Origin of the sequence: Nocardioides xinjiangensis, assembly GCF_017916455.1 — a bacterium.
Taxonomy (GTDB): Bacteria; Actinomycetota; Actinomycetes; order Propionibacteriales; family Nocardioidaceae; genus Nocardioides; species Nocardioides xinjiangensis.
On record NZ_JAFMSY010000001.1, the window covers coordinates 1469539 to 1482413 of the forward strand.

At 73.9% G+C, this 12875-nt stretch carries 15 protein-coding genes; 7 read left to right on the forward strand and 8 right to left on the reverse strand.

Going from position 1 to position 12875, the window contains the following annotated elements; genetic code table 11:
- Positions 1 to 47: 47 nt before the first annotated feature.
- The 3 genes from J3P38_RS06965 to J3P38_RS06975 are packed head-to-tail and all read left to right on the forward strand — an operon-like array spanning position 48 to position 2077.
- Complete coding sequence (locus J3P38_RS06965) at positions 48 to 281, forward strand: CbtB domain-containing protein (protein WP_210439102.1); 234 nt, start codon at positions 48 to 50, stop codon at positions 279 to 281.
- A 1-nt stretch (position 282) separates the two neighbouring features.
- Positions 283 to 1101 (forward strand): CbtA family protein, encoded by an 819-nt coding sequence (locus tag J3P38_RS06970; RefSeq protein ID WP_307807764.1) that lies wholly within the window; start codon positions 283 to 285, stop codon positions 1099 to 1101.
- A gap of 16 nt (positions 1102 to 1117) precedes the next feature.
- Positions 1118 to 2077, forward strand: a complete 960-nt coding sequence (locus J3P38_RS06975; RefSeq protein WP_307807767.1) for a cobalamin biosynthesis protein — start codon at positions 1118 to 1120, stop codon at positions 2075 to 2077.
- Here J3P38_RS06975 and J3P38_RS06980 read toward each other — a convergent pair.
- Genes J3P38_RS06980 through J3P38_RS06990 form a run of 3 tightly spaced genes read right to left on the reverse strand, consistent with a single transcriptional unit; the run spans position 2074 to position 4827 of the window.
- Positions 2074 to 2574: a general stress protein gene (locus tag J3P38_RS06980; protein ID WP_210503078.1), complete on the reverse strand. Its 501-nt coding sequence runs from the start codon at positions 2572 to 2574 to the stop codon at positions 2074 to 2076. The two genes, J3P38_RS06975 and J3P38_RS06980, sit on opposite strands and share 4 nt — an antisense overlap.
- Before the next feature lie 28 nt (positions 2575 to 2602).
- Entirely contained in the window at positions 2603 to 3346 is a 744-nt protein-coding gene (locus tag J3P38_RS06985) for a cobalt-precorrin-6A reductase (protein WP_210439105.1), read from the reverse strand.
- On the reverse strand, positions 3343 to 4827 hold the full coding sequence (locus J3P38_RS06990) for a cobyric acid synthase (RefSeq protein WP_210503079.1): 1485 nt from the start codon (positions 4825 to 4827) through the stop codon (positions 3343 to 3345). The genes J3P38_RS06985 and J3P38_RS06990 overlap by 4 nt, the downstream gene beginning before the upstream one ends.
- Before the next feature lie 227 nt (positions 4828 to 5054).
- Here J3P38_RS06990 and J3P38_RS06995 point away from each other — a divergent pair, with 227 nt between their 5' ends.
- The 3 genes from J3P38_RS06995 (at position 5055) to J3P38_RS07005 (ending at position 7608) form a co-directional block, all read left to right on the forward strand.
- Positions 5055 to 5840, forward strand: a complete 786-nt coding sequence (locus J3P38_RS06995) for a pentapeptide repeat-containing protein (protein ID WP_210439107.1) — start codon at positions 5055 to 5057, stop codon at positions 5838 to 5840.
- 43 nt (positions 5841 to 5883) lie between these two features.
- A complete protein-coding gene (locus tag J3P38_RS07000) occupies positions 5884 to 6729 on the forward strand; it encodes an aldo/keto reductase (RefSeq protein ID WP_210439108.1) in 846 nt (281 codons plus the stop codon).
- Positions 6730 to 6840: 111 nt separating this feature from the next.
- Entirely contained in the window at positions 6841 to 7608 is a 768-nt protein-coding gene (locus tag J3P38_RS07005; protein ID WP_210439109.1) for a lysophospholipid acyltransferase family protein, read from the forward strand.
- A gap of 8 nt (positions 7609 to 7616) precedes the next feature.
- On the opposite strand, the gene J3P38_RS07010 is transcribed toward J3P38_RS07005, so the two are convergent.
- The 5 genes from J3P38_RS07010 to dnaK form a co-directional block, all read right to left on the reverse strand.
- On the reverse strand, positions 7617 to 7880 hold the full coding sequence (locus J3P38_RS07010) for a hypothetical protein (protein ID WP_210503080.1): 264 nt from the start codon (positions 7878 to 7880) through the stop codon (positions 7617 to 7619).
- Positions 7881 to 8002: 122 nt separating this feature from the next.
- Complete coding sequence (locus J3P38_RS07015) at positions 8003 to 8425, reverse strand: heat shock protein transcriptional repressor HspR (RefSeq protein ID WP_210439111.1); 423 nt, start codon at positions 8423 to 8425, stop codon at positions 8003 to 8005.
- Between the two features lie 109 nt (positions 8426 to 8534).
- Positions 8535 to 9743: a molecular chaperone DnaJ gene (gene dnaJ, locus J3P38_RS07020; RefSeq protein WP_210503081.1), complete on the reverse strand. Its 1209-nt coding sequence runs from the start codon at positions 9741 to 9743 to the stop codon at positions 8535 to 8537.
- A 50-nt stretch (positions 9744 to 9793) separates the two neighbouring features.
- Complete coding sequence (gene grpE / locus J3P38_RS17640) at positions 9794 to 10450, reverse strand: nucleotide exchange factor GrpE (RefSeq protein ID WP_210503082.1); 657 nt, start codon at positions 10448 to 10450, stop codon at positions 9794 to 9796.
- Positions 10447 to 12333 (reverse strand): molecular chaperone DnaK, encoded by a 1887-nt coding sequence (dnaK, locus tag J3P38_RS07030; protein WP_210503083.1) that lies wholly within the window; start codon positions 12331 to 12333, stop codon positions 10447 to 10449. The genes grpE and dnaK overlap by 4 nt, the downstream gene beginning before the upstream one ends.
- 194 nt (positions 12334 to 12527) lie before the next feature.
- On the opposite strand from dnaK, the gene J3P38_RS07035 reads away from it, so the two are divergent.
- Complete coding sequence (locus J3P38_RS07035) at positions 12528 to 12821, forward strand: Dabb family protein (RefSeq protein ID WP_210439115.1); 294 nt, start codon at positions 12528 to 12530, stop codon at positions 12819 to 12821.
- Positions 12822 to 12875: the final 54 nt, after the last annotated feature.

Below are 12875 nucleotides of genomic sequence, written 5' to 3' on the forward strand. Positions count from 1 at the left end.
AAGTCACTCCCATCGACCCGGGACGCTTTCATCCCGAAGGAGGAACCATGGCGCACGCCATCTCCAGCCCTGCCTCGATCTCCGGTGCGGGCTCCGCGCCGTCCGACCTCGCCATCCCCGTCCGCGAGCTGGCCCCCTGGCTGGTCCTGGGCGCCCTGCTCGCCCTGTCGGTCCTCGTGCTGATCAGCTCGGTGCAGGGCGCGATCACGATCCCCGAGGGCACCGCGATCCACGAGTGGGTCCACGACGGCCGGCACCTGCTCGGCTTCCCCTGCCACTGACGTGCGCGGGTTGAGCACCCGGACCTTCCTGGTCCACGGTCTGCTCGCTGGTCTCCTCGCCGGTCTCGCCGCGTTCGTCGTGGCGTACGCCGTCGGCGAGCCGCACGTCGACAGGGCCATCGCGCTCGAGACCGGTGCCGCCGACGAGGCCGCCGGCGCCCCGGCGCCCGACGGGCACGACCACACGCACGAGCACGCCGCCGCGGACGGCCACTCCCACGGCGAGGACGCCGCGGTGTCGCGCACCACCCAGTCGACCTGGGGCCTGGCCACCGGCACCCTCGCCATCGGCGTCGTCCTCGGCGGCCTCACCGGCCTCCTGTCCGCAGCGGGGCTGGGCCGCCTCGGCTCCCTGCGGCCGGCGGCCAGCACCGCGCTGGTCGCCCTGCTGGGCGCGGTGTCGTTCAGCCTCGTGCCGTTCCTCAAGTACCCCGCCACCCCGCCCGCCGTCGGCTCCGGCGAGACCGTCGACAGCCGCACCGCGCTCTACTTCGGGTTCGTCGCGGTGTCGCTGGTCGCGGTCGTCGCCGCCGTCGCCGCCGCCCGGCGGGCGATGCACCGGTGGGGCGCGGTCCCCGCCGTCGTCGCGGGCCTGGCGACGTACGTCGCTGCGGTGACGGTCGCGGCGCTCGCGTTCCCGAAGGTCGACGAGCTGGGCACCTTCCCGGCCGGCGTCCTGTGGGACTTCCGCGTCGCGTCGCTGCTGACGCTGCTGGCGACGTGGGTGGTGATCGGCGCGGCGCTCACGGTGCTGGTCGACCGCACGTGGCGGCGGCAGGCCGCGGTGGAGGCGCAGCGCGCGTTCGCCGCGTCGCTCTGACGGCGGGCTGAGAAAGGTGAGCCGCGCGCCAGCCGGCCGGGCCGTCGGCATCGTGCTCGGCCACCTCGCCGACCGGCGCTTCGGCGACCCGCGCCGCGGGCACCCCGTCGCGCTCTTCGGCCGGGTCGCGACCGCCCTCGAGGAGCGGACGTACGCCGACGCGCGCGGCCGTGGCGCCGTCCACCTCGCCCTCCTGGTCGGGGCCGTCGCGGGAGGCGGCCTCGTCCTGGAGCGGCGAGTGGCGGAACGCCCGCTCACCCACGCGCTGGTCACCGCGGCGGCGACGTGGACGGTCCTCGGCGGCACGTCGCTGGGGCGCGAGGCCCGAGCGGTCCACGGCCACCTCGACGCCGGCGACCTGCCGGCCGCCCGGCGGCGGCTGACGCACCTCGTCGGCCGCGATACCTCCGTCCTCGACGAGGCCGAGGTCAGCCGGGCGGCCGTGGAGTCCGTCGCGGAGAACACCTCCGACGCCGTCGTCGCCCCGCTGGTGTGGGGAGCGGTGCTCGGCGTGCCCGGCCTCCTCGGCTACCGCGCCGCGAACACCCTCGACGCCATGGTCGGCCACCGCGGGGCGCGCTACGGCCGCTTCGGGTGGGCCTCGGCGCGCCTCGACGACCTGCTCAACCTGCCCGGGGCGCGGCTCAGCGGCCTGCTGGCCGCGGTGCTCGCCCCGGTCGTGGGCGGGCGACCGGCTGCCGCCGTCACCGCCTGGGCCCGCGACGCGCGGCGCCACCCGAGCCCCAACGCCGGCGTGGTCGAGGCCGCGTTCGCCGGCGCGCTCGGCGTACGGCTCGGGGGGCGCAACCACTACGCCCACGGCATCGAGGACCGCGTGCTGCTCGGCGACGGGCCGGCGCCCGGCCGGGACGACATCGCCCGCGCGGTGCGGCTCGCCGACGCGGTGGGCGCCGCGGCCGTGGCGGTCGCGGCGCTGGTCGCGTGGCGGGCCCGACCGGGTCGGGTGCGCGTCTAGGCGAACGGGTTCGGCAGGGCTCCCGGCAGCCCGGCGAGCAGCTCGCGCGCCCGCGCGGCGTGCTTGTTCTCGACGAGCACCTCGTACTTCGTCGCGACCACCTGGGTGACCGAGGAGAAGTCGCGCTGCCCGCGGGTGAAGGCGTAGCCGATGAGCGCCCAGACCAGGCCGAAGGTCGCGCCCATGAAGGCGGTGCTCAGCAGCACCTGCCACAGGTCGGAGGTGGTGAACAGCGCGAAGATCAGCCCGACGAAGACGCCGAACCAGAGGCCGGACAGGATGCCGCCGACCGCAATCCGGGCCCACGTGAGCCGGCCGGTGATGCGCTCGATGCGCTTGAGGTCGGTGCCCACGATCATCAGCTGGTCGACGGGGAACTCCGCGTCGGCGAGGAAGTCGACGGTCCTCTGCGCGGCGGCGTAGTCGTCGTAGACCGCCAGCGACTGCGGGAACTGCAGCTTCACGGGCGAGGCGGGGGTGAGGCCCGGTGTCGACATGTCACCACGATACGTGCGGCACGCAGGCTCAGGACGTCCGGCGCAGGACCCACTCCGCGGCGGCGGCCGCGTCGGGCACGGTCGCCACGCCGGGCACCTCCGGCTGCCGGCGTACGACGACCACGGGCACGCCCAACTGCCCGGCCGCCTCCATCTTGGGCCAGGTGTGGCGGCCGCCGGAGTCCTTGGTCACCAGCACGTCCACCCCGTGCTCGCCGAACAGCTCCAGCTCCCCGGCGAGGTGGTACGGCCCCCGGTCCAGCAGCACCAGCCACGACGCCGGCACCTCGACCTCCGGCGGGTCGACCACACGGGCGACGGCGCGGTGCCCGGCCAGCGGCCCGACGAGCTCGGCCAGGGGCTGGCGCCCGACGGTGAGCAGCGGGCGGCGGCCCAGCGACGCGGCGAGCGCGGCCGCGGTCGCGTGGTCGTCGACCCAGTGCCAGTCCTCCGCGCCGGGCGCGTCGCCCCAACCCGGTCGCGCCAGCCGGAGCAGCGGGACGCCGGAGGCCGCGCACGCCGCGGCGGCGTTGGCGGAGATGCCCTCGGCGAACGGGTGGGTCGCGTCGACCACCGCGGTGGCGCGGTGCTCCGCGAGCCACGACCTGAGGCCGTCGACCCCGCCGAAGCCACCCGAGCGCACCTCGCCGACCGGCAGCCGCGGGCGCTCGACCCGACCCGCGAGCGACGACACGACGCGCACGCCCGCCTCGTCCAGGAGCGCCGCGAGCTCGCGCGCCTCCCCCGTGCCGCCGAGCAGCAGGACCGTCATCGCGACGCCCCCGGCTCGAGCGCCGGCAGCCCGGCAGGCGCTCCGGACGTCGCGAGGTCGAGCAGGGCGTCGAGGTCGAGGTGCTCCTCGGCCAGGTCGCCGAGCAGGTCGAGCCGGCGCTCGCGCATCTCCGCGAAGCCGACGTCGCCCGGCTCGTACGCCGCCCCGGCCGCGGTGGCGACCTCGGTGAGCAGCGCCCGGCGGAAGTCGTCGCCCTCCAGGCTGCCGTGCCACATGGTCCCGAAGACCGCACCGGCCCGGGCGCCGCCGAGGAACTCCTCGCCGCCGTGGCGGGTGGTCCGGCCGTGGTGGATCTCGTAGCCGTGGGCGTCGGCGCCGAGCGCGGTGCCGGTCGGGAGCCGCAGCACCTTGTCCGCCGCGAACGTCGTCGTCACGTCGAGCAGGCCCAGGCCCGCCTCGTCCGCGCCCGTCGCGCCCTCCACGCCGTCGGGGTCGAGGATCCGCCGCCCGAGCATCTGGAAGCCGCCGCAGATCCCGAGCACCGGCCTGCCCGCGCGGGCGTGGTCCGCGACCGCGCGGTCGAGTCCGCGGGCGCGCAGCCACTCGAGGTCCGCCAGCGTGGCACGCGTGCCCGGCAGGACGACGAGGTCCGCGCCGGCGAGCGCGCGGGCGTCGGACGCGAACGTGACGTCCACCCCTGGCTCGATGCCCAGCGCGTCGACGTCGGTGAAGTTGGAGATCCGCGGCAGGCGGACCACCGCGACGCGCAGGCGCGCGTCCGCATCGGTCGCGCGGCGCCCGCCGAGGTTGAGCGCGTCCTCGGAGTCGAGCCAGAGGTCCGGGTGCCAGGGCAGCACGCCGTACACCTCGCGCCCGGTCAGCGACGTGAGCTCCTCGAGGCCCGGGCGCAGCAGTCCCACGTCGCCGCGGAACTTGTTGACCACGAAGCCGGCGACGAGCGCCTGGTCGGCCGCGGACAGCAGGGCGAGGGTGCCGAACATCGCCGCGAACACGCCGCCGCGGTCGATGTCGCCGACGACCACCGTGGGGACCGCGCCGTGCCGCGCCAGCCCCATGTTGACGTAGTCGCCGGCGCGCAGGTTGATCTCGGCCGGGCTGCCCGCCCCCTCCACGACGACGAGCTCGTGGCGCGAGCGCAGGTCGTCGAAGGCGGCGTACGCCGCGTCGCGCAGGTGGGTGCGTCCACCGACGAAGTCCGTGGAGTCGATCGTGCCGGCCGGCCGGCCCATCACCACCACGTGGCTGCGCCGGTCACCGCCCGGCTTGAGCAGCACCGGGTTCATCGCGGCCTCGGGCTCGGCGCCCGACGCGACGGCCTGGACCCACTGGGCGCGGCCGATCTCCGCGCCGTCGGCACAGACCATCGAGTTGTTCGACATGTTCTGCGCCTTGAAGGGTGCGACGGCGAGCCCCCGGCGCGCGTACGCCCGGCACAGGGCCGTGGTGACGATGGTCTTGCCGGCGTCCGACGTCGTCCCGGCGACCAGCAGCGCACTCACGCCGCCAGCCTAGGCGTCCCCAACGCGGGCGAAGTTTTACCTCCGAGCTGTTTGATTCCGCGGACGAGCGGGCACAGTGGGTGCTATGAGCAAGCTCCTCCTCGACAACCGGTTCGTGGGGGCCGCGTTCGTGTTGCTGCTGGTCGTCAACGCGTTCGCGATCCAGCACGGCTGGTACGCCTGACGCCTCGTCCGCGAGGCGCCCACGTCCGTGCGACGATGCCCGCGTGGCGACACCCGGGCTGACTTCCGACTGCGCACGGTGCTTCGGCCTCTGCTGCGTGCTGCTCCCGTTCTCGGCGGCGTCGGGCTTCGGGGTCGACAAGCCGGGCGGGCGGGCGTGCCACCACCTCGCCGACGACGACGGCTGCCGCATCCACGCCACGCTGCGCGAGGACGGCTGGCCCGGCTGCACCGTCTTCGAGTGCTTCGGCGCCGGCCAGCAGGTCTCGCAGGTCACCTATGGAGGGGTCTCCTGGCGGGAGCAGGGCAACCTCGGTGAGATGGCCGCCGTCCTGTCGGTGATGCGCCAGCTCCACGAGATGCTCGCGCACCTCGTCGAGGTCGCCCGTCGCTGCCCGGACGCCGTGGCGGCCGCGGTCCGCGCGGACGTGGAGGACCTCACCGGTGCCGATCCGGAGACGCTGCTCCTCGCCGACGTCGACGACCTGCACGCGCGGGTGGGCGGGGTGCTGGCCGACGCCAGCGCCCGGGTACGCCGAGGGTGGCCGGCCGCGCGGGACTCCTCGCGGGCCGACCTGGCCGGGCGGCGGCTCGCGGGCGACCACCGCGGCTGGACGTTCCGCGGCGCGCTCCTGCTCGGCGCGGACCTCCGTGAGGCCGCGCTCGCCGACGCCGACCTGCTGGGCGCCGACCTCCGCGGGGCCGACGTACGCGGCTGCGACCTCTCGAACGTGCTCTTCCTCACCCAGCCGCAGGTCAACGCCGCGAACGGCGACGCCACGACCGTGCTGCCGGCGGGACTGGACCGTCCCGGCCACTGGACGGGCTGAGCCCGGCCGGAATACGTCCCCGCCGCCCTGCGCTGTGCCTGGCATGACCGTTCCCACCATCAAGCTCCACGACGGCACGTCCATCCCGCAGCTCGGCTTCGGGGTGTACCAGATCCGTCCCGCCGAGACCGCCGAGGCCGTGACCCAGGCCCTCGAGGTCGGCTACCGCCACATCGACACCGCCGAGATGTACGGCAACGAGAAGGAGGTCGGCGAGGCGCTGCGCGCCGCCGGCCTGCCGCGCGAGGAGGTCTACGTGACCTCCAAGCTCAACAACGGGTTCCACCGGCCCGACGACGCCGAGCGCGCCTTCGAGCAGACCCTCACCGACCTCGGCCTGGACCGCATCGACCTCTTCCTCATCCACTGGCCGCTCCCGACGCGCTACGACGGCGACTTCGTCTCCACCTGGCGCACGCTGGCGTCCTTCGTCGAGGACGGCCGGGCCGCCTCGGTGGGCGTCTCGAACTTCCAGCCGGCCCACCTGCAGCGCATCGTCGACGAGACCGGCGTCGTGCCGGTGATTAACCAGGTGGAGGTGCACCCCTACTTCACCAACGAGGCCGTGCGCGCCGCCAACGCCAGGCACGGCGTGGCCACCGAGGCGTGGTCGCCCATCGCGCAGGGCGCGGTGCTCGACGACGCGGTCCTGACCGAGATCGCCGAGGCGACGGGCAAGTCGACCGCCCAGGTCGCGCTGCGCTGGCACGTGGAGCGCGGCGACATCGTCTTCCCGAAGTCGGTGAACCCGGGCCGGATGAAGGAGAACTTCGACATCTTCGACTTCTCCCTCAGCGACGACGACGTCGCCCGCATCTCCGGCCTCGACCGCGGCGAGGCGGGCCGCACCGGCCCGAACCCCGACACCTTCGACTGGATCCCCGCCTGATCAACGCACCCGCACGGGCCCGGCTCCTCGTAGGAGCCGGGCCCGTGGCGTGTGTGGCAACACGGTTCGCGTACTCAGGCGCGCCCTCGCCCGGTGCCCCACACTCTGCGCATGGACACCAGCACCTGGCAGCGCCCCGGCCTGCGCGCCGCCCTCCTCTACGCCGTCGCCGCCGGCCTCCTCGGCGCTGTCGTCTCCGCCGTCAGCCGGCTCGAGCTCACCCGCCGCGGCGTCCCGGACGGTGAGCTGCCGGACGGCCCCGTCATCGTGGTCGCGAACCACACCAGCTTCGCCGACGGCGTCCTGCTCGCCCTCGTCGGGCGCCGCCTCGGCCGCTCGCTGCGGCTGATGGCGACCGGCGGGGTGTTCCGCTCCGGCCTCGTCGGGCCCGTCGTGCGACGGCTGGGCTTCATCCCCGTGCTGCGCGGCACCAGCTCCGCGGCCGGCTCCCTCGACGCCGCGGCCACGGCCCTCGAGGCGGGCGAGGCCGTCGGACTGTTCCCGGAGGGACGGATCACCCGCGACCCGCAGCACTGGCCCGAGCGCTCGAAGACCGGCGCCGTGCGTCTCGCGCTGCGCACCGGGGCCCCCGTCGTCCCGGTCGCCCTGGTGGGAGCGCAGCAGGTCGTGGGCAGGACCGGCATCGTGGCGAGGCTCCTGCGCAACACCGTGCTGCGCCCGCGCGTCGCCGTCGCTGTCGGGGAGCCGATCGACGTACGCCGGCTCGCGGGCGTCGTCGGCGACGCTCCCGTCGACGAGGCGACCGTACGCCGCCTGGCCGACGAGGTGATGTCGGCGCTGGTGGCGCAGGTGGCCGAGCTGCGGCAGGAGCCCGCGCCGTACGCGGCCGGGGTGCCGGAGGAGGCGCTCAGCGCCTGAGTCGGGCGTCAGGAGTAGCGGTGGGTCTTCGCCGCGTGGCCCCGCTCGCGGGTGCACGTGCGCCCGCCCATGTTGCGGTGCCCGCAGAGCTCCTCGGCGGCGGGGGCCTCGCCCCGGGCGGCCCGGGCGGCCGGGGCTGCCGTGCTCGCGCTGCCGCCGGCAGCAGGGGGCGCCACCGGGGCCTTCGGCCGTGCCGGCGCCGAGGCCGCGCGCTTCTGCGCCTCGGCGTAGCGGGCCTCGCGCATCGCCCGCAGGTTGTCCATCTTGCTCATCGCTCACTCACGCCCCTGACCCTAGGCGGCGGGACGGACATCCGCAGACTCAGCGCCCGAGCCGGGACGCCGGTCGGGCGAGGGAGGGGCCGGACCCGCCGCCGGCGGGTCTTCGGCGTCGGTCAGCGACCTCGCCGCCAGACGACCAGGGACTGGCCGGCGGCCTGGTGGAGCACCGGCAGCTTGTTGGCCGGCTGCGCCGCGGCGGCCCGGGCGGCCAGTCCGCGACGGACGGCGTCGAGCTCGGCGACGAGCTCCTCGTTGCGGGCGCGCAGCGCGTCGACCTGGTGCTCGAGCTCCATGATGCGCCGCACCCCCTCGATGCCGATGCCGGCGCTGGTGAGGTCGGCGATCTCGCGCAGCCGCTCGATGTCGCGGTGGGAGTAGCGGCGACCGCCGCCGCCGGTGCGGCCGGGCTGGATGAGGCCCATCCGCTCGTAGGCCCGCAGCGTCTGCGGGTGCAGGCCGGTGAGCTCGGCGGCGACGGAGATGACGTAGACGGCCGCTTCCGGATTCGGTTCACGTGAGAAGTGGGATCGACTCATGCGGGGGCCTCGCGGCGTCGTCCGGCGGAGGAGCGAAGCGGAGGAGACGGGGAACGTCGTGGGGTGCACTGGACGGCCGCGTCGGGGGACGGCGCTCCGAACGGGCTGCTCATTCGAACAGCCCTGCCCGCAACGGCTTGCCGGCCGTCGCCGCGCGGTAGGCCTCCAGGGCCTCACGGGCGGTCTGGTCGAGGCTCGCCGGCACCTGCACCTCGACGGTGGCCAGCAGGTCGCCCTTGCTGCCGTCGCGCTTGGTGGCGCCCTTGCCGCGGACGCGGAAGGTGCGCCCGTTGGGCGTCCCCGGCGGCAGGCGGAGCGTCACCGGCGCGCCGCCGAGCGTGGGGATCTTCACCTCGGCACCGAGCGCGGCCTCGTCGAAGGAGACCGGCACGGTGAGGGTGAGGTTGTCGCCGGACCGGCCGAAGATGCGGTGCGGCGTGACCTTCACGGTGACGAACAGGTCGCCGGCCGGTCCGCCGTTCTCGCCGGGCGCGCCCTTGCCCTTCAGGCGGATCCTCGCCCCGTCCTTGACCCCGGCCGGGATCCGGGCCTGGATGGTGCGCGCCGACGTCCCCCGGCCGCTGCCGTGGCAGGTCGGGCAGGCCTCGTCGTAGACGAGCTGCCGGCCGCCGCAGGACGGGCACGTCTCGTTGATCGAGAAGGCGCCGCCCGTGCCGGACACGACGAAGCCGGCGCCCTCGCACTCGGGGCAGATGTGCGGCCTGGTGCCGGGCTTCCCGCCCGTCCCGGAGCAGGTCGGACAGGCCGTGTCGGACGTGAGCCGCAGCGACACCGTCACGCCCTCGAGGGCGTCGGTGAAGCCGATCGTGGCCGAGCTCTCCACGTCGGCGCCCCGCCGCGGGCGTCCCTGTGTCTGGGTACGCCCGCGCTGGGCGCCGCCGAAGAGGTCGCCGAACATGTCGCCGAGGCCGCCGCCGCCCGCGCCGCGGTCGCGGAGCAGGTCGTCGAGGTTGAACCCGCCCCCGCCGGCGCCCCCGCCACCGAAGCCGCCGCCGAAGCCGCCGCCCATGCCGGGTCCGAAGCCGCCGCGCGCCGCGAGCGAGCGGAGCTCGTCGTACTTCGCGCGCTTGGCCTCGTCACCGATCACGTCGTAGGCCTCGGCGACCGCCTTGAACCGGTCGTGCTTGGCGTCGTCGCCGGGGTTGGAGTCGGGATGGTTCTCCCGGGCGAGCTTGCGGTAGGCCTTCTTGATGTCGGCCGCGCTCGCGTCCTTGGCGACCCCGAGGACCTGGTAGAAGTCCTTGGTCGCCCAGTCGTTGCGCCAGCCGTCGTTCCGCTGACCGTCGTTGTCAGCCATGGGTGGACCCCCTCTCCAGGATCGGCGTGGTCATCGCTGCGCGGCGGGCGTCAGGCGTCGGCCGGGTCTACCACGAGCACCTGGGCGGCGCGGACGACGCGCTCGCCGAGGCGGTAGCCGCCCTTCGCGACGTGCTTGACGGTGGTCACCTCGACCTCCGGGTCGGTGCCGAGGTGGCTCAGCGCCTCGTGCAGTGTCGGGTCGAAGGCGTCGCCCGGCTCGCCGAAGCGGACCAGCCCGGCGGCCGTGACGACCCGCTCGAGCTGGTCGGCGACGGCCTTGAAGCCGCCCTCGAGCTCGCCGTGCTCCTTGGCCCGGTCGATGGTGTCGAGCACCTCGACGACCGGGGTGAGCGCCTTGTAGGCGGCGGTCTCCGCGACCAGCTGGCGGTCCCGGTCGACGCGCTTGCGGTAGTTGGCGTACTCGGCCTGGAGGCGCTGGAGGTCGTTGGTCAGGTCGGCGATCGCGTTCCTCAGCGAGGACTGCTCGTCGTCCTGGGGGCGCTCCTCCGGGGTGCCGGGCTCGTCGCCCGCGACGGCGTCGCCGGCGACCTGCTCCTCGACATCCGTCTGGGCCGGTGCCTCACCGGCGGCCTCGCCGAACCCCTCGGCGGGACCGCCCTCCGGAGAGGGAGCCGCGGTGGGCTCCCCCTCCGGGAGGTCCTGCGCCTCGGCGCCCGTGGTGGGCTCGTCGGGGCGGTCGGTCACTTGGACTCACCCTCCGAGCCGGCCGTGCCGGTCGCGTCGCCGGAGCCGTCGACCGTCTCGTCGACGATCTCGGCGTCGACGACGTCGTCGTCGGCCTCGCCCGTGGCGCCGGTGGCACCGCCCGCAGCGGCCTGGTCGGCCTCGGCGGCGGCGTACATCGCGGCGCCCATCTTCTGGCTGGACTCGTTGAGCTTCGCCACCGCGGTGGTGATCTCCTCCGCCGAGGCGTCCTCCTTCTCGAGGACGACCTTGAGGGCGTCGACGTCGGCCTGGACCTCGGTCCTGACGTCCTCGGGGAGCTTGTCGGCGTTGTCGGCGAGGAACTTCTCGGTCGTGTAGACCACCTGGTCGCCCTGGTTGCGGGCCTCGACGGTCTCGCGACGCCGCGCATCCTCCTCGGCGTACTGCTCCGCCTCCTTGACCATGCGGTCGATCTCGTCCTTGCCGAGCGCGGAGCCGCCGGAGATGGTCATCGACTGCTCGCGGCCCGAGGCCTGGTCCTTGGCGGAGACGTGCACGATGCCGTTGGCGTCGATGTCGAAGGTGACCTCGATCTTCGGCACGCCGCGCGGGGCCGGCGGGAGGCCGGTCAGCTCGAAGTTGCCGAGCGGCTGGTTCTGCGACCACATCTGGCGCTCGCCCTGCGCCACCTTGATCTCCACCGACGGCTGGTTGTCGTCGGCGGTGGTGAAGATCTCCGACCGCTTGGTGGGGATGGTGGTGTTGCGCTCGATGAGGGTGGTCATCACGCCGCCCTTGGTCTCGATGCCGAGCGAGAGCGGGGTGACGTCGAGGAGCAGCACGTCCTTGACCTCGCCCTTGAGGACACCGGCCTGGAGCGCCGCGCCGACCGCGACGACCTCGTCGGGGTTGACGCCCTTGTTGGGCTGCTTGCCACCGAGCAGCTCGGTGACGAGCTCGGTGACCGCCGGCATGCGGGTGGAGCCACCGACGAGGACCACGTGGTCGATGTCGGCGACCGCGACGCCGCCGTCCTTGAGCACCGACTGGAACGGGGCCTTGGTGCGCTCGAGCAGGTCGGCGGTGAGCTTCTGGAACTCGCTGCGGGTGAGCCTCTCCTCGAAGTGGAGCGGACCCGACTCGCCGTGGGTGATGTAGGGCAGGTGGACCGTGGTCTCGCTCGAGGAGGACAGCTCGATCTTGGCCTTCTCCGCGGCCTCCTGCAGGCGCTGCTTGGCGATCTTGTCGGCGCCGAGGTCGACACCGTTGTTGTCCTTGAACTTCTTGACCATCCACTCGACGACGCGGTTGTCCCAGTCGTCGCCGCCGAGGTGGTTGTCACCGGAGGTCGCCTTGACCTCCACGACGCCCTCACCGATCTCGAGCAGGGACACGTCGAACGTGCCGCCACCGAGGTCGAAGACGAGGATCGTCTGGTCCTCGCCCTTGTCGAGGCCGTAGGCCAGCGCGGCCGCGGTCGGCTCGTTGACGATGCGGCTGACGTTGAGGCCCGCGATCTCGCCGGCCTCCTTGGTGGCCTGGCGCTGGGCGTCGGAGAAGTACGCCGGGACCGTGATGACGGCGTCGGTCACGGTCTCGCCGAGGTAGGCCTCCGCGTCCCGCTTGAGCTTCTGCAGCACGAACGCGCTGATCTGCTGCGGGGTGAAGGTCTTGTCGTCGATGTCGACCTTCCAGTCCTCGCCCATGTGGCGCTTGACGGACCGGATGGTGCGGTCGACGTTGGTGACCGCCTGACGCTTGGCGACCTCGCCGACGAGGACCTCGCCGGACTTGGTGAAGGCGACGACGGACGGGGTGGTCCGGGCGCCCTCGGCGTTGGCGATGACGGTGGGTTCGCCACCTTCGAGGACGGCGACGACGGAGTTCGTCGTACCGAGGTCGATGCCGACGGCTCGAGCCATGGTGTGTTCCTCCTGCTGGGATCTCGCGTGGATGCCTGGGTTGTCGCCATCCTGCCGCGCTGCGGATCAGGAGGCAAAACAGTTGAGTCGATCTGACTCAAGTCTGCTCATGGGTTCCAACGCAGGGGCGGTCCGGATGTTCCCGGATCCGGACACTTTTTCCGACGAGTTCGCGTGCGCCCTAGCCTTGCCGCATGATCCGGCACACCGTCGCCTTCCGGCTGCACCACGCCCCCGGCTCGAGCGAGGAGCAGGACTTCCTGACCGCTGCTCGCGCGCTCGCCGACATCCCCGGGGTCGAGGCGTTCGAGCAGCTGCGGCAGACCAGCCCGAAGAACGACTTCGCCTTCGGCTTCTCGATGGAGTTCGCCGACCAGGCGGCGTACGACGGCTACAACGAGCACCCGGTGCACACGGCGTTCGTCGCCGAGCGCTGGGTGCCGGAGGTCGCCGACTTCCTCGAGATCGACTACACGCCGCTGGGCTGAGGCCGACTTCCCGAGGGTTGTCGGAACTTCCGGGGGTGTGCAGGCCCCCGGAAG

Excerpts from the sequence above, each read along its gene's own strand:
- J3P38_RS06965 (WP_210439102.1), top strand. The coding sequence starts at position 48 with ATGGCGCACGCCATCTCCAGCCCTGCCTCGATCTCCGGTGCGGGCTCC.
- J3P38_RS07000 (WP_210439108.1), top strand. The coding sequence starts at position 5,884 with ATGACCGTTCCCACCATCAAGCTCCACGACGGCACGTCCATCCCGCAG.
- J3P38_RS07010 (WP_210503080.1), bottom strand. The coding sequence starts at position 7,880 with ATGAGCAAGATGGACAACCTGCGGGCGATGCGCGAGGCCCGCTACGCC.
- dnaK (WP_210503083.1), bottom strand. The coding sequence starts at position 12,333 with ATGGCTCGAGCCGTCGGCATCGACCTCGGTACGACGAACTCCGTCGTC.
- J3P38_RS07015 (WP_210439111.1), bottom strand. The coding sequence starts at position 8,425 with ATGAGTCGATCCCACTTCTCACGTGAACCGAATCCGGAAGCGGCCGTC.
- J3P38_RS06985 (WP_210439105.1), bottom strand. The coding sequence starts at position 3,346 with ATGACGGTCCTGCTGCTCGGCGGCACGGGGGAGGCGCGCGAGCTCGCG.
- J3P38_RS06980 (WP_210503078.1), bottom strand. The coding sequence starts at position 2,574 with ATGTCGACACCGGGCCTCACCCCCGCCTCGCCCGTGAAGCTGCAGTTC.
- J3P38_RS07035 (WP_210439115.1), top strand. The coding sequence starts at position 12,528 with ATGATCCGGCACACCGTCGCCTTCCGGCTGCACCACGCCCCCGGCTCG.
- J3P38_RS07005 (WP_210439109.1), top strand. The coding sequence starts at position 6,841 with ATGGACACCAGCACCTGGCAGCGCCCCGGCCTGCGCGCCGCCCTCCTC.
- dnaJ (WP_210503081.1), bottom strand. The coding sequence starts at position 9,743 with ATGGCTGACAACGACGGTCAGCGGAACGACGGCTGGCGCAACGACTGG.